Here is a 14,627-nt window from a genome sequence, read left to right on the forward strand (position 1 = left end):
TACGCTCAAGCGGGAATGTTCAGCGTCTTCGTCTGCATTTCCCCGACGATCACGCGCAGCGCGCGGATCAAGGCGCTGCGTCGGCGCTCGTTCTGACATACGAGGTAGCTGCGCAGTTGATACGATCGGCCGGCGGTGTCGAGCGGACGGTAGACGATTCGGCTGTCGGGGGGGCATTCGGATTCGAAGAAGGCGCTGATGCCGAGCCCGAGCGCGATCCCCTCGCGGATCGTCTCGCGCGTCTGGAGCTCGATCGTCGCCAGCGGGACGATCCCGGCATCGTCGAGCGCGCGTTCGGTGAAGGCACGCGTCTTCGACGACGCCTCGCGGAGCAGGAGGGTCTCACCGGCGAAGGCTGTGATCGGCACCATTGCCGCCGCGGTGAGCGGATGCTCGCGCGGCAGCGCACACGCGAGCGTCTCGCAGGCCAATGGCTCATAACTGCAACCCGGATCGCCGGGCGGATCGCTCGCCAACGCGGCATCGACATGCGCTTCGCTCAGCCAGCGCATCACCTCACGGGCGTTGCCCATGCGGACCTGCACGCTGGTCTGCGGGTGATAGCGGCGAAGCAACTCGACCATTTGTGCGGCGTAGAACGGATTGTCCGATCCCAGCCGCAGCATCCCACCGGTCATCTCGGCGGTCTCGCCGAGGATCTCGTCGATGTCGGCGGCGGTCGCGAACAATTTGTGCGTGAGCGCGAGCAGGTCGCGCCCCGCCGCGGTGAGGCAGAGCGGCACCTTGCGGCTTTCGAACAGCATCACGCCGTAGCGCGCCTCGAGCGCCTTCAATTGCTGCGACAGCGTCGGTTGCGAGACGTTGAGCCGTCGCGCCGCCCGCGATACGCCGCCTTCCAGCGCGATCGCGTGGAAGGCGCGCAGATGCTGATAATTCACCGCCATGGAGCAGCGAATTATCGTACGGTCGTGACGCTGCCGTGACGGTTCGGCGACTTTCCGATAGGCACAGCCTATCCCTCGCATTCACGCAATGACTTGGCGGCAACACTTCGAAACAGACCAAAGCGCCGATCGGGGGGCTGAGATCGACTCGGCCCAAGCAGCGAGGTCGCGCACGGTGATACGCCGGCGCAGGCCGTCACTGTCGAAGCGAGGGGTCGCACATGCAAACGCGCTATCTTCTGTCCTGCGCCGTCGCCGCCATGCTCGGTGGCGCGACCGCGACACACGCCGCCGCGGCCGACCGGCCCGCGCCGCGCGACGCCGAGGCCGCCCAGGCGCGCCCGAGTGACCAGGGCACGCCGAGCGATCAGGCCGATGGCGACATCATCGTGACGGCGCAGCGCCGCGACGAGACGATCCAGAAGGTCCCGCTGACGATCCAGGCCTTCTCCGGTGACACGCTGTCGAAGCTCAACATCAAGTCGTTCGACGATCTTATCAAATACACGCCCAACGTCTCGCTCGGCACCAACGGGCCGGGCCAGGGCGCGATCTTCATCCGCGGCCTGAGCGCCGGTTTCGCCGGCGGCCAGTCGAGCGCCACGATCGCGAATTTCCCTAACGTAGCGTTATATCTCGACGATCAGTCGCTGCAGTTCCCGGCGCGCAACATCGACGTCTACGCCGCCGATCTCGAGCGCGTCGAAGTGCTCGAGGGGCCGCAGGGCACGCTGTTCGGCGGTGGCGCCGAAGCGGGTGCGGTTCGCTACATCACCAACAAGCCCAAGCTCGACCGGATCGAGGGGCATGCCGAAGGGATGTACGGCTTCACCTCGGGCGGCTCGGCCAACAACAGCGAAGTCATCACGCTCAACGTGCCGATCATCAAGGACAAACTCGCGGTCCGCGGCACTTTCTACAACGAGCGGCGCGGCGGCTATATCGACAACGTGTCGAGCACCTTCACGCGCTCGAACGACGATCCCGGCAATTATTATCTCAACATCAAGCCCAATGCCGGCGGGATCTGCCCCAACGGCAAGGGCACGACGACCGGCTTCTGCACCGTGACCGGCGCCGGGGCGCAAATCAACAACAACACCACCGCGCAGAACGACTTCAACCCGGTCACCTATACCGGCGGGCGGGTCGAGGCGCTGTGGGACATCGACGCCGACTGGAACGTGCTCGTCACCGAGAGCCTCCAGCATCTCGACGTGCTCGGCGTGTCGCAGCAATATCCGACCGGCTCGGACTTCCAGAAGCTCAACCCGCTCGAGATCACGACCTTCGTGCCGAGCTACGACCATGACCGTTTCGAGAGCACCGCCTGGACGATCCACGGCAAGGTTGCGGGGCTCAATCTCGTCTACACCGGCAGCTATCTCGACCGGAAGATCGACAACCAGGTCGACTACACCAATTATTCGCGCACCGCGTACGGCGTCTATTACACCTGCACCGGCGGCGCGACGGGCTGGGGCAAGGCCGCCGCGACCTGCTTCTCGCCGGCGACCTATTGGCACGACAAGGTCCACAACACGCATCTCACCAACGAATTCCGCATCAGCACGCCCGACACCGGCCGCATCCGCGCGATTGGCGGGGTGTTCCACGAGGAGTTCCGCGTCGAGGACGTGATGAACTTCGAATATAAGACGATCCCGTCCTGCACCACCGCCAACCTCGCGATCGCGCTGGCGGGCGGGCAGGTCTGCGCTGCCAACATCCGCACGATCGCGGGCGCCGACGTCAACGATCCGAGCGTGCGCGACGACAATGCCGGCTTCGGCGAGGACGTGAAGCGCGGCTACACCCAGATCGCGGCGTTCGGCTCGGTCGATTTCGACATCATCCCCAACGTGCTGACGATCACCGGGGGCACGCGCTATTACAATTACAAGGAATATGAGGTCGGCGCGCAATATGCCGTCCGCACGCCGAGCTGCCTCAACGTCCCCAACGGCCAGTGTGGCCCGAACAGCGGAACGTTCGACATCGGCACGCACAACGACCAGGTGACCTATCACGGCTTCAAGAGCCGCGGGAACATCACCTGGCACGTCAACCCGGCGACGATCGCCTATTTCACCTTCTCGCAAGGCTTCCGTCCCGGCGGCTTCAGCCGATCGCAGCGCGCGGTCGCGGTCGGTCCGGCCTCGGCGGCGGCGGGCGGGACGCCGCAATATATGACGCCCAACGGCTATGCACCCGACTCGCTCGACAATTACGAGATCGGCGTGAAGACCGCATTGTTCGACCGGCGGCTGCAGATCAATCTGTCGGCGTACAACATGAATTGGAAGAACGTCCAATTCCTGTTCTACAATCCGGCGCAGCTCGGCAACACGACGTTCGGCGTCAACGGCCCGAACTACAATATCAAGGGCGTCGAGCTCCAGCTCACCGCGCGCCCTCAGCGCGGGCTGACGATCAACGGCACGGCGACCTATAACGACAACAAGCAGACCAATTCGCCGTGCCTGGTCAGCAACATCTCCACCTCGCCGACCTTCGGCAAGTGCATCACGATGGTCAAGGGCGCGGCGTTCCAGAACCCGTTCGGCGAGATCGGTACAACCGCCGCGTTCTCGCCCAAGTTTCAGGGCACGGGGCGGATCCGCTATGAATGGGAAACCAACGGCTACAAGCCCTTCCTCCAAGCCGGGGTCAATTACACCGGTACGATGTACAACCAGCCCGCGACCTATCTCTCGGGCGAAGGCGTGGTTGTCCCCGCGACGACCTTCCTGCGCTACAGGCAGCCGGGCTATGCCACGGTCGATGCTTCGATCGGCGTTTCGCGCGGGCAATGGAATGCGCAACTGTTCGGCACCAATTTGAACAATTCGCACGCCAGCACCTTCACCTCCTCGACCGAGTTCATCAAGGCCGAGGTGCCGCTGCGGCCGCGCGTGTTCGGGCTGCGCATGGGGTATGACTTCTGACGATGGACGCGCTCCAGCCGATATGCGACGCGGCGAAGCGTCGCATATCGGCAGAGCGGAATGACATGATCCAGCACGACACCGCCGCCACCGTTCCGATCCTCGACTCGATCGCCCAATTGCGCGTGCTCCAGGCGTCGGGCGAGCATGGCGAAGTCCTGCGCCGAGCGGCGGAGCTCCTCGCGCCCTATCCCGAAAATCGGGACTTGCTGCTGATCGAGGCGGTCAGCCTGCGGATATCGGGGCGTATCGCCGAGGCGCTCGTCGCGCTGGACCGGTTCGCATCGCTGCACCCGACTTACAGCCAGATGCTGCAGGAACGCGGCCTGTGCCACGTCGCGCGGAAAGACGCCCCGGCTGCGATCGACGCGCTGCTGCGTGCGGTCACGCTCAACCCGGCCTTGCCGATGAGCTGGCGGATGCTAGAGGGCGTGTATCGCCTCACCCGCGATCCAGAGAATGCCGCGCTCGCCGCCGCGCATGTCGCAACGCTCGCCGCCTTGCCGCACGCGGTGATCGCCGCGACCGCGCTGTTCCACGACGGCGAGCTCGAACCCGCCGAGCAGATGATCCGCGCCTATCTCGTCGAACATGGCGACCAGATCGAGGCGATGCGGCTACTCGCCAAGATCGCGCTCGCGCGCGAGGTGCTAGACGATGCCGAGCTTTTGCTCGCCAGCGTCCTCGATCTCGCGCCCGATCACGCCCCGGCTCGGCGCGAATATGCGCAGTGCCTCGTCCAGCGTCACAAATTCCCCGCGGCCGGCGCCCAACTCGCGCTGCTCGGAGCGGACGGTCTATCGTCGCTCGACGATCGCCAGCTCGCCGCGACGGTCGCGATCGGGCTGGGCGACCATGCGGCGGCGATCGAACTCTACCGTGCAATGCTTGCAGAGGTACCCGAATCGGCCGATCTCCATCTCTGGCTCGGGCACGCGTTGAAAACCGTCGGCGACATTCCCGAAGCGATCGCCGCGTATCGCGCGGCGGCGGCGGCACGCGCCGATTTCGGCGATGCCTATTGGAGCCTCGCCAATCTCAAGACTTTCCGCTTCGAAACGGATGAGATCGCGCGGATGCGGACAGAGGAAGCGCGCGCCAAGACCCCACAAATCGACCGCATTCACCTATGCTTCGCCCTCGGCAAGGCGCTCGAGGACCGCGGCGAGATCGCCGAATCCTGGTCCTATTACGAACGCGGCAACGCTCTCCAGCGCGCCTCGAGCCGCTATCGCGGCGAGGTGCTCGAGGCTAACACCCAGGCGCAGAAAGCGGTCTGCACCCCCGCTTTTTTCGCAGGGCGCGCCGGCTGGGGGGCGCCCGACCGCGACCCGATCTTCATCGTCGGCCTGCCGCGCTCGGGCTCGACGCTGATCGAGCAGATCCTCGCCTCGCACAGCCAGGTCGAGGGGACGCAGGAACTCCCCGATATCCAGCGCATCGTCCACGACTTGCAGGGCCGCGACCCCGATCCCGAGCAACCGCTCTACCCCGCGTGCCTCGCCGATTTGTCACAGGCCCAGGTCGCGGCGCTCGGCCAGCGCTATCTCGACGAGACGCGCAGTTATCGCACCACCGGACGGCCGCTGTTCATCGACAAAATGCCCAACAATTTTCGCCATATCGGGCTGATCAAGCTGATCCTTCCCAACGCGCGGATCATCGACGCGCGGCGCGAGCCGATGGCGTGCTGCTTCAGCAATTTGAAGCAACTGTTCGCGCAAGGGCAGGAGTTTTCTTACAGTATTGCGGACATCGCGCGCTATTATCGCACCTACCTAGATCTGATGGCGCATTGGGATGCCGTACTTCCCGGCGAAATCCTGCGCGTCCATCACGAGGCGGTGGTCGACGATCTCGACGGCAACGTCCGCCGCATTCTCGCCTTTTGCGGGCTCGATTTCGAACCGGCGTGCCTCGCCTTCCACCAGAACCCGAGAAGCGTGCGGACCCCCAGTTCCGAACAGGTCCGCCAGCCGATCTTCCGCGACGGGCTCGATCAGTGGAAACGCTTCGCAGCCTGGCTCGGCCCGCTCGAAACCGCGCTCGGCGATGCGGTCACGCGCTACCGCTCATAGGGCGCGCCTATACCCGGCATAGCGGCAAAGCCTTGGCGCCGCGCGGCGCGCGCGGGCAAGCAGCCCGCGAAGACGGGAGGCCGCGGTGTCACACGAGACGTTCGATGTTGCGATAGTCGGCGCGGGGATCGTCGGGCTGGCGCATGCGCTCGCGGCGGCGCGGCGTGGTCAGAGCGTCGTGGTGATCGACCGCGACCAGAATGCCAACGGCGCCTCGATCCGCAATTTCGGCTTCGTCACGGTCACGGGTCAGGAGCAAGGCGCGGTATGGCGCCGCGCGCGCCGCGCGCGCGACATCTGGGCCGAGATCGCCGGGCCAGCGGGAATTGCGATCGAGCAGCGCGGCCTGGTGCTGGTGGCGCAGCGGCCCGAGGCGCGGGACGTTTGCGAAGCGTTCCTCGCGACCGACATGGCGGAGGGGTGTCGCTGGCTTGACGCCCCGGCGGCGCGCGTGCGGCTCGGGGCGGTGCGCCCTGCGCGGCTCGAAGGCGCGCTCGAAAGCGCGATCGAACTGCGCGTCGAATCGCGCAGCGCGATCCCCGCGCTCGCGTCGTGGCTGGCAAGCGAGCATGGTGTCACCTTCCAGCGCGGGGTCGCGGTGCGCGGTGTCGCGACCGGTCGCCTCGATACGTCGGCGGGCGCCGTTTCCGCGCGATCGATCATCGTCTGCCCGGGCGACGATCTCGCGACGCTGTTTCCCGAAGCGCTTAGCGGCGTGACGCGCTCGAAACTGCAGATGCTGCGGCTCGCCGCGCCGGGCTTCCGGCTGCCCGCGGCGATCATGTCCGATCTCGGGCTGACGCGCTATCTCGGCTATGCGGCTTTGCCTGAAGCCGCGGCGTTGCACGCTCGGCTCGAAGCCGAACAGCCCGCGCACCTCGCCAACGGCGTTCACCTGATCGTGACGCAGAGCGCCGACGGCAGCCTGATCGTCGGCGACAGCCACCATTATGCGCGCACCCCCGATCCCTTCGCAAGCGAGGCGGTCGACCAGCTCATCCTCGACGAATTCGCCGCGGTGTTCGGTGCGGTCCCGCCGGTGATCGAACGCTGGACCGGTACCTACGCCTCGGCCGCCGCGCACAGTCTCGTCACCGCTCCGGCCAAGCGCGTCCGGCTCGTCGTCGTGACCAGCGGCACCGGCGCCTCGACCGCCTTCGGCCTCGCCGAGGAGGTGATCGCCGAGCTTTTCTCCGACTCCGAGGACCCCCGCCAATGACTTTCGCGATCACCGCCGTCGTGTTCGATTGGGCCGGAACCATGATCGACCATGGTTCGCGCGCGCCCGTCATCGCCCTGCAGCGCGCCTTCGAGCAATCCGGTGTCGCGATCACCGAGGAAGAAGCGCGGATCGACATGGGACGCGCCAAGCGCGACCATATCCGCGCGCTGCTGGCGATGCCGCGGATCGCCGCGACCTGGCAGACGATCAGCGGCGCGATTCCCGCTGAGGACGATGTCGCCCGCCTGCACGACGCGGTCGAGCCGCTGATGCGCCGCGCGGCACGCGATTGCGCGACGCTGATCCCGGGGGCGGCCGACCTCGTCGCGCGGCTCCGTCGCGAAGGCGTCCGGATCGGGTCGTGCACCGGCTATACCCGCATGATGATGAGCGACATCCTGCCGGCCGCCGCCGCGCAAGGGTATGCGCCCGATGCCGTCATCTGCGCGGGCGAGACGCTCGCGGGACGCCCCTCGCCGCTGATGCTGTGGAAGGCGCTGGTCGAGCTTGGCGCATGGCCGGCGTGGCGCTGTGTCAAGGTCGACGACGCCGTGGTCGGTATCGGCGAAGGCAAGGCCGCGGGCGCCTGGACCGTTGGCGTCGCGGCGTCGGGCAATGGCGTGGGGCTCGATCAGCCGACGCTCGCGGCGCTTGCGCCAGCCGACCGCGCGGCGCGGGTGAGCGTCGCCGCCGCCGCGCTGCGCGCCGGGGGCGCCGATTACGTGATCGACAGCGTCGCGGACCTTTGGCCGGTCCTGCTCGAGATTGCCGCGCGGATCACCGCCGGCGAACGGCCAGCGACGTGAGCGAGCCGCGCGACAGCGCCGTCACCCGCTGGCTGCGCACCGCGCCGCCCGCGCTCTTCGCGCTCTATGGCGGTAGCGCTGCCTTTGCCGCCTATTTCGCGATGTATGCCTTCCGCAAGCCGTTCACCGCCGCGGCCTATGCGCATGTCGCCGGCTGGCCGTTCGCGATCGACTACAAGGTCATGCTCGTCATCGCCCAGGTCGCGGGCTACGCGCTGTCGAAGATCCTCGGCATCAAGATCGTCTCGGAGATGCCCCCTGCCCGCCGCGCCGCCGCGATCCTGCTGCTGATCGGCCTGTCCGAGATCGCCTTGGTCGGGCTGGCCGTGCTGCCGCCGCTCGCGGGTTTGATCGCGCTGTTCGCCAACGGGCTCGCGCTCGGAATGATTTGGGGACTGGTTTTCGGCTTTCTCGAAGGGCGGCGGCTGTCCGAAGTGCTCGGCGCGATGCTGTGCGCGAGCTTCATCCTGTCGTCGGGCGTGGTCAAGTCGGTCGGCGAAATCGTATTGCTGCGCGGCTGGGCCGATGAGCGCTGGATGCCCGCGACGACCGGCCTGCTGTTCGTACCGCTGCTGCTGGTCGCGGTCTGGGCGCTTGCGCAGCTTCCCCCGCCATCGGCCCGCGACGAAGCCGAGCGCCGGCCGCGCTCGCCGATGAACGCCCGCCAGCGCGCGGCGCTCTTCCGCGCGCACGCCCCGGCGCTGATCGCGCTGATCGGCGTCTATGTGCTGCTGACCGCGGTGCGCGATTTTCGCGACAATTTCGCCGCCGAGATCTGGCGCGAGCTCGGGCTTGGCGACGAGGCGGCGATCTTCACCTGGTCCGAGGTGCCGGTCGCGATCATCGTCCTCGCCGCGCTCGCCTTGCTGATCCGCGTGCGCGATAATGCAAATGCGGTATTATGGAATTTGCGGCTGATCGCGCTCGGTCTCGCACTGATGGGGCTTGCCACTGCGGCATTCCAGCTCGGCTGGCTCGGGCCGGTGGCGTGGATGATCGCGGTCGGCGCCGGGCTGTATCTCGCTTATACGCCGTTCAACGCTTTGCTGTTCGACCGGCTGATGGCCGCGACGGCGTTCGCGGGCAATGCCGGCTTCCTGATCTATCTCGCCGACGCGAGCGGCTATTGCGGCAGCGTGACCTTGTTGCTGGTGCGCAGCTTCGCGCATGTCACGCTGCCGTGGAGCACTTTCCTGGGCGGAATATGCTACACTACGTCGCTGCTCGGGCTGATCGCGACGCTGTGGGCGATGCGGCGGTTCGAGGCGACGCTCCGCATCCCCATCGAAGGAGGGCAGCAGACATGGGCGAGGGTGTAGTCGATGCGATCTTCGCGCTGTTCGACCGATTTGGCGATCAGCATTATGGCGAGGATGCAACGCAACGCGCACATGCGCTGCAGACCGCCGAACTGGCGCGCCGCGCGGGCTGTACGGAGGCGATGATCGCTGCGGCGCTGCTGCACGATATCGGGCAGTTCCTCGACGATGCCGGGAGCGCCGCCGAAACGCATGGCGCGGACGCGCAGCACGAGACGAAAGGCGCGGCCTATCTCGCGCGCCACTTCCCCGACAGCGTCACCGAACCGGTCCGCCTCCATGTCGTCGCCAAGCGCTATCTCTGCGCGGTCGACCCGACCTATCGCGACGCGCTGAGCCGTGCTTCGGTGTTGAGCTTGTCACTCCAGGGCGGAGCGATGACCCACGCCGAGGCGCGCTGCTTCGAAGCGACCCCGTTCTTCGCCGACGCGGTGCACATCCGCCGCTTCGACGATATGGGCAAGCAGCCCGCATGGAGCGTACCCACGCTCGAAACGCACCGCATGCGGCTCTTGGCGCTGCTCAGGCGCTAGCTCAAGCGTGCGCAGCCGGCGGCGCGATCTGCTCCAGCACCGCCAGCGCGTCGGGGCGCAGGACGATATCCGCCGCCGCCAGATTTTCGACGAGATGCGCGCGCGATGCGGTTCCCGGGATCAACAGGATGTTCGGAGAGCGCTGCAGCAGCCAGGCAAGCGCGACTTGCATCGGGGAGGCCTCGTGCGCGCGCGCGACCTCATCCAGAGCGGTCGATTGAAGCGGCGTGAAGCCGCCCAATGGGAAGAACGGCACATACGCAATCCCGTCAGCCGCCAATGCGTCGATCACCGCATCGTCATTGCGGTGCGCTAGGTTATAGTGGTTCTGGACGCAGACGATCTGAGCGATCCGGCGCCCCTCGGCGACCTGCGCCGCGGTCGCGTTGCTGAGGCCGATATGGCGTACCAGCCCCTGCTGCTGCAGCTCGGCGAGCACGCTCAGCGGCGCCTCGAGCGACCCTTCCGCCGGGCCGTGCGCATCGCCGAACATCAGGCGCAGGTTCACCACGTCGAGCACGTCGACGCCGAGGTTGCGTAGATTGTCATGGACTGCGGCGGTGAGATCCGCTTCCGAGAAGGCCGGGTTCCACGATGCGTCGTCACCCCGCCGCGCGCCGATCTTGGTGACGATCGTCAGCGTGTCGGGATAGGGCGAGAGCGCCTCGCGGATCAGCTGGTTGGTGATGTGTGGGCCGTAGAAATCGCTCGTGTCGATATGATCGACCCCCGCCTCGACCGCGGCGCGCAACACCGCGATCGCTTCGCCGCGATCCTTGGGCGGGCCGAACACCCCCGGCCCCGCCAATTGCATCGCGCCATAGCCGATCCGGTTCACGCTGCGTGCGCCGAGCAGGTAGCTGCCGGCTTGTTCGATCGTCATGCTGGACTCCTCATTCGATGATGACGGCGATGTAGCGCGCACCCTCCTGTATGATTAGACGAGACAATCGGCACGCCCCGTGCGACACCGCGCACAATGGCCAATCTCGAAGACCTTTCCGCCTTTCTTGCCGTGGCGCGCGCCGGCGGCTTTCGCGACGCGGCGCGCGGTGGCGGCGGGAGCGCGTCGGGATTGAGCGAGGCCGTGCGGCGGGTCGAGGCGAGCCTCGGCGTCCGCCTGCTGCATCGCACGACGCGGAGCGTCCTCCCGACCGAGGCGGGTGCCCAGTTGATCAGCCGCCTCACCCCGGCGCTCGCCGAGATCGCTGCCGCGCTCGATACCGTCAACGGTTTTCGCGATTCGCCGACGGGGACACTGCGGCTCAACGTTCCGATCAGCGCCTCGCGGATGTTCCTGCCCGCGATCGTGCCGCGCTTCCTCGCCGCTTTTCCCGACATCCGGCTCGAGATCACTGCGGAAGACGGCTTCGTCGACATCGTTGAAGCCGGCTTTGATGCCGGCATCCGCTATGGCGAGCGGCTCGAGCAGGACATGATCGCGGTGCCGATCGGCCCGCGCGAACAGCGTTTCGCCGCCGCCGCTGCACCGGCCTATCTCGCGCGGCACGGCGTTCCCGGCCACCCGCGCGATCTGCTCGGCCACGCGTGCCTCGGCGGTCGCCAGACGGGCGGGCGGCTCGCGCCTTGGGAATTCGAGCGCGCGGGGGAAATCGTGATGGTCGAACCGAGCGGTCCGCTCACCGTCGTCCATGCCGGCACCGATCTCGCGGTCGCGGCGGCGGCTGCCGGGACCGGGATCATCTTCCTGTTCGAAGACTGGCTGCGGCCGCATTTCGCGAGCGGGGCGCTGGTCCCGGTGCTCGAGGACTGGTGGCAGGCCTTTCCGGGGCCGTTCCTATACTATTCCGGCCGCCGCAATCCGCCCGTCCCGCTGCGCGCCTTCATCGATTTCACGCGGACGCGCGATGCGGCGTAGGTCGTGATTCGTAAAGCGGTCATTCCGCTTCCGACCCAACTGTGAACATTAATTAGGCGGGCGCTTTCAGGTCGGTTCCGCAGCAAGGGCAGAAACGAGGCGGAAGCGAACGCACAAATGGCTTTCCAAAGGAAGCGATCCGCCAGTGGCATGTCGGGCAGCGGGCCAGAAGTTGGGCATAGCAAAGCGACCCGATTAGAAGCGGAAAAACAATCCAAAACAGTATCGTTGCCGCCAACTCGTTGAAACTGGCTACGAGCACCGTGAGCGTCACGAGAGGCCAACACCCAAACGTCGCAAGATAGAAACGAGACAGTGGGCTCATACGAAATTGGTAGCGCCAACGAGATCGTCACGCAAACGGGCGACTACGCGGACGGCAGCTTCCCACCAGGCCAGGACCTTCCCACTCGGATCGGCATCGATCCGAAGGGGCCTGTCGGCTCTCGCCCATTTGCGGACAGTCCTTAAGTACCCGAGCGATTGCAATCGACCATATGCTGTGCGACTTTTGGGCATGCTTTTACTCCCGCTTGCCCTGTCTTTCATTGTCGGAACTCCCGATCATTTCACAGTGCAAGGGCGCCCGATTAATTTCACATATATGTCGGTGCCCGGCGGATGTCGCAAAGGATTGCCAAAGTTAAAGCGGCTTTGCTCGCTAAACCGAGATCCACCAATAAATGAAAAATATAATTTACAAGTTGCGTTTGGCGATTTCAACTACGACGGATTGGAAGATGTTGTCCTCCGTTATATATCTTCGTCAAACTGCGGATCGGGTGGCTGCTGGACCGACGTATATTACGCTGAAAAGAATGTCGGCTTCGGACTGGTTCTACATATAAACAGCGATGGTCGAGTCATAAAATGCCGCACCCGAGGCCGGTCGGGAGTGGCGTTCCCTGATGCCGGGCCACGATATGTCTGCTTCGGCATATCGTGAACGCGACCATGCGGACGCCAGCGCACATCGTATGAACGACCGTTATCCACCACTTTTCGCCGTTCGAGCGCGGCCAGCGCGACCACCAATCCCGAAAGCGGACCATCCGCTATCCGTGAAAAAGCGGACGGGCAGCTAACGACCAATTCAAGTCATTCATCGGGTGAGGGCAAGACGGTAATACAGCGCCTGGAGTAGAAACCTTCCCAGCCGACCGGCTCCGGATTGTCGGTCGCATAGCGTCGCTTCGCTTCAACGTGCTTTCGCGCAAACCACTGGTTGAACTGATCTAAATAGTCTTCACCTCTCCCCATCCGCCACCCGATCGAGCCTGCGTGAATGTCGGGGTGAGCGGTCCAAGGGGGGAACATTCGAGCAGGATACTTCGACCGGCCCTATGTCTGCAATCCACCCAATTTTTTGCCGTTCAGCCATGCGTTAGCCGCCCCCATTTGGTGAGGCGCGCCCTAGTCAAACGTGCTCTAGCGTCCGGTCGGTCAGGCGCGCGAACGCCACGTCGTCGAGCGGTTCGCCGAACTGGCACCCGGCCTGATATTCGTCGGCCCAGATGATCGTCGCGATGACCTGGCCGATCTTGGGCAAGGTCAGCCAGATCTTGGCGCCCTTGGTCATCGGCGAATAGGTGTGGATCCTGGCACCGTGCAGCGAAATGTCTGTCACCTTGCACAAGGCGCGGTCGAGCCCGCCGCGGCCCATCTTCGCGTCAAGCGACATCGGCGAACGCGGGCTGCGGCGACGCTCGGTCTTGACGGCGGGTTCGAATTCGGCGGCGATCATTGGCGGTTCCTTCCCGCGCCCTTCGCGAGAGACCCAAATCTATGCCGGTATCCTTAAGGCGCGGTTAGCGATGCTGCGTCCGCCGCATTTTCCAGTGCCCAACGCAGAACCGGCCCGCTCCCGATATGGGAACGAGCCGGCTCGATCCGCGCGGCGCCCGGAAGCGCCGTCGCCAAAAGCTTACTTCTTGCCGATCGACGACATCGCGCCGAAACGCTTGTTGAAGCGGGCGACCTGGCCGCCTGCGTCGAGCATCGTGCCGCGCCCGCCGGTCCAGGCCGGATGCGCCAGCGGATCGATGTCGAGCGTCATCAGATCGCCTTCCTTGCCCCAGGTGGTGCGGGTCTGGAACTGCGTGCCGTCGGTCATCTGCACCGTGATGGTGTGATAATCGGGGTGAATGCCTTTTTTCACGTCTTGAATCTCCGAAAGGCCGCTGGTTACCGACCAGCAGCGAAGTCGCGGCCCCTAGCAGGGCGCCGCGTGTTTTGCAAACTCATCCGCGCCGCAATCCCCACCAGCGGCGCAGCGCGATCAGCGACCAGATCGCCTCGACCCCACCGAACGGCCAGGCTCCCTGCAGGAAGCCGTAGGTCGAGCCGAGCACGCACGCCCCGGCAAAGCCGAGCACCCACCACGGCGAGCGCTCCTCAAACGCATAGCAGATCAGCATCGCCGATACGGCAAACAGCCCGAACCAGGTCAGCGCGTCCATTACGCCTTGGGTGGATCGGCGATCATCGCGGTGAAATTGGCCTCCGCGGCGAGTTGCCCGTCGATCGTCGCGCGGCCGGCGAACTTGCACACGCTCGAACGCTTCTGGACGAATTCGACCTCGAGCTTGAGCAGCACGCCCGGCTCGACGGGCTTGCGGAACTTCGCCCCGTCGATCGCCATGAAATAGACGAGCTTGCCCGAGCCCGCGAGCCCGAGCGATTCGACCGCGAGGATCCCGGCGGCCTGCGCCATCGCCTCGACGATCAGCACGCCCGGCATGATCGGACGCCCGGGGAAATGGCCCTGGAAGAACTGTTCGTTGATCGTCACCGCCTTGATCGCCGTGATCGACCGGTCGAGGATCAGTTCCTCGACACGGTCGACCAGCAGCATCGGGTAGCGGTGCGGCAGCGCCGCCATGACCCGCCCGATATCGAGCGGGCCAAGCGGGCCCCGAACGTCACCTTCGCTCATCG

13 protein-coding genes are annotated in these 14,627 nt (G+C 65.7%); 7 read left to right on the forward strand and 6 right to left on the reverse strand.

Going from position 1 to position 14,627, the window contains the following annotated elements; translation table 11 throughout:
* Nucleotides 1-5: 5 nt before the first annotated feature.
* Entirely contained in the window at nt 6-905 is a 900-nt protein-coding gene (locus RH90_RS15080) for a LysR substrate-binding domain-containing protein (RefSeq protein ID WP_010186682.1), read from the reverse strand.
* 221 nt (nt 906-1,126) lie between these two features.
* Here RH90_RS15080 and RH90_RS15085 point away from each other — a divergent pair, with 221 nt between their 5' ends.
* The 6 genes from RH90_RS15085 to RH90_RS15110 all read left to right on the forward strand — a co-directional run bounded on the left by RH90_RS15085 (nt 1,127) and on the right by RH90_RS15110 (nt 9,811).
* Nucleotides 1,127-3,853: a TonB-dependent receptor gene (locus tag RH90_RS15085; protein ID WP_010186684.1), complete on the forward strand. Its 2,727-nt coding sequence runs from the start codon at nt 1,127-1,129 to the stop codon at nt 3,851-3,853.
* A 65-nt stretch (nt 3,854-3,918) separates the two neighbouring features.
* Complete coding sequence (locus RH90_RS15090) at nt 3,919-5,931, forward strand: tetratricopeptide repeat-containing sulfotransferase family protein (protein ID WP_010186686.1); 2,013 nt, start codon at nt 3,919-3,921, stop codon at nt 5,929-5,931.
* 85 nt (nt 5,932-6,016) lie between these two features.
* Nucleotides 6,017-7,150, forward strand: a complete 1,134-nt coding sequence (locus RH90_RS15095) for a TIGR03364 family FAD-dependent oxidoreductase (RefSeq protein ID WP_010186690.1) — start codon at nt 6,017-6,019, stop codon at nt 7,148-7,150.
* Entirely contained in the window at nt 7,147-7,959 is an 813-nt protein-coding gene (phnX, locus tag RH90_RS15100) for a phosphonoacetaldehyde hydrolase (RefSeq protein WP_010186691.1), read from the forward strand. The genes RH90_RS15095 and phnX overlap by 4 nt, the downstream gene beginning before the upstream one ends.
* Complete coding sequence (locus tag RH90_RS15105; protein ID WP_010186692.1) at nt 7,956-9,278, forward strand: DUF5690 family protein; 1,323 nt, start codon at nt 7,956-7,958, stop codon at nt 9,276-9,278. The genes phnX and RH90_RS15105 overlap by 4 nt, the downstream gene beginning before the upstream one ends.
* On the forward strand, nt 9,263-9,811 hold the full coding sequence (locus RH90_RS15110; RefSeq protein WP_010186693.1) for an HD domain-containing protein: 549 nt from the start codon (nt 9,263-9,265) through the stop codon (nt 9,809-9,811). The genes RH90_RS15105 and RH90_RS15110 overlap by 16 nt, the downstream gene beginning before the upstream one ends.
* 1 nt (nt 9,812) lies before the next feature.
* Here RH90_RS15110 and RH90_RS15115 read toward each other — a convergent pair whose 3' ends face one another.
* Nucleotides 9,813-10,694: an aldo/keto reductase family oxidoreductase gene (locus RH90_RS15115; RefSeq protein WP_010186694.1), complete on the reverse strand. Its 882-nt coding sequence runs from the start codon at nt 10,692-10,694 to the stop codon at nt 9,813-9,815.
* 96 nt (nt 10,695-10,790) lie between these two features.
* On the opposite strand from RH90_RS15115, the gene RH90_RS15120 reads away from it, so the two are divergent.
* Entirely contained in the window at nt 10,791-11,690 is a 900-nt protein-coding gene (locus RH90_RS15120) for a LysR substrate-binding domain-containing protein (RefSeq protein ID WP_010186702.1), read from the forward strand.
* A 1,417-nt stretch (nt 11,691-13,107) separates the two neighbouring features.
* Here RH90_RS15120 and RH90_RS15130 read toward each other — a convergent pair.
* The 4 genes from RH90_RS15130 to fabZ form a co-directional block, all read right to left on the reverse strand.
* Nucleotides 13,108-13,434: a PilZ domain-containing protein gene (locus tag RH90_RS15130; RefSeq protein ID WP_010186704.1), complete on the reverse strand. Its 327-nt coding sequence runs from the start codon at nt 13,432-13,434 to the stop codon at nt 13,108-13,110.
* A 180-nt stretch (nt 13,435-13,614) separates the two neighbouring features.
* Nucleotides 13,615-13,848: a 50S ribosomal protein L31 gene (rpmE, locus tag RH90_RS15135; RefSeq protein WP_010186706.1), complete on the reverse strand. Its 234-nt coding sequence runs from the start codon at nt 13,846-13,848 to the stop codon at nt 13,615-13,617.
* Nucleotides 13,849-13,930: 82 nt separating this feature from the next.
* On the reverse strand, nt 13,931-14,149 hold the full coding sequence (locus RH90_RS15140) for a hypothetical protein (RefSeq protein WP_010186711.1): 219 nt from the start codon (nt 14,147-14,149) through the stop codon (nt 13,931-13,933).
* Nucleotides 14,149-14,625 carry a 3-hydroxyacyl-ACP dehydratase FabZ gene (gene fabZ, locus RH90_RS15145; protein ID WP_010186713.1) on the reverse strand — a complete coding sequence of 159 codons (477 nt, stop codon included), beginning with the start codon at nt 14,623-14,625 and terminating at the stop codon, nt 14,149-14,151. The genes RH90_RS15140 and fabZ overlap by 1 nt, the downstream gene beginning before the upstream one ends.
* Nucleotides 14,626-14,627: the final 2 nt, after the last annotated feature.

Origin of the sequence: Sphingomonas sp. PAMC 26605 (assembly GCF_000241485.1) — a bacterium.
GTDB lineage: Bacteria > Pseudomonadota > Alphaproteobacteria > Sphingomonadales > Sphingomonadaceae > Sphingomonas.

Coding starts and splice junctions, on each gene's coding strand:
- RH90_RS15080 (WP_010186682.1), bottom strand. CDS start 905: ATGGCGGTGAATTATCAGCATCTGCGCGCCTTCCACGCGATCGCGCTG.
- RH90_RS15085 (WP_010186684.1), top strand. CDS start 1,127: ATGCAAACGCGCTATCTTCTGTCCTGCGCCGTCGCCGCCATGCTCGGT.
- RH90_RS15090 (WP_010186686.1), top strand. CDS start 3,919: ATGATCCAGCACGACACCGCCGCCACCGTTCCGATCCTCGACTCGATC.
- phnX (WP_010186691.1), top strand. CDS start 7,147: ATGACTTTCGCGATCACCGCCGTCGTGTTCGATTGGGCCGGAACCATG.
- RH90_RS15110 (WP_010186693.1), top strand. CDS start 9,263: ATGGGCGAGGGTGTAGTCGATGCGATCTTCGCGCTGTTCGACCGATTT.
- RH90_RS15115 (WP_010186694.1), bottom strand. CDS start 10,694: ATGACGATCGAACAAGCCGGCAGCTACCTGCTCGGCGCACGCAGCGTG.
- RH90_RS15120 (WP_010186702.1), top strand. CDS start 10,791: ATGGCCAATCTCGAAGACCTTTCCGCCTTTCTTGCCGTGGCGCGCGCC.
- RH90_RS15130 (WP_010186704.1), bottom strand. CDS start 13,434: ATGATCGCCGCCGAATTCGAACCCGCCGTCAAGACCGAGCGTCGCCGC.
- RH90_RS15140 (WP_010186711.1), bottom strand. CDS start 14,149: ATGGACGCGCTGACCTGGTTCGGGCTGTTTGCCGTATCGGCGATGCTG.
- fabZ (WP_010186713.1), bottom strand. CDS start 14,625: ATGAGCGAAGGTGACGTTCGGGGCCCGCTTGGCCCGCTCGATATCGGG.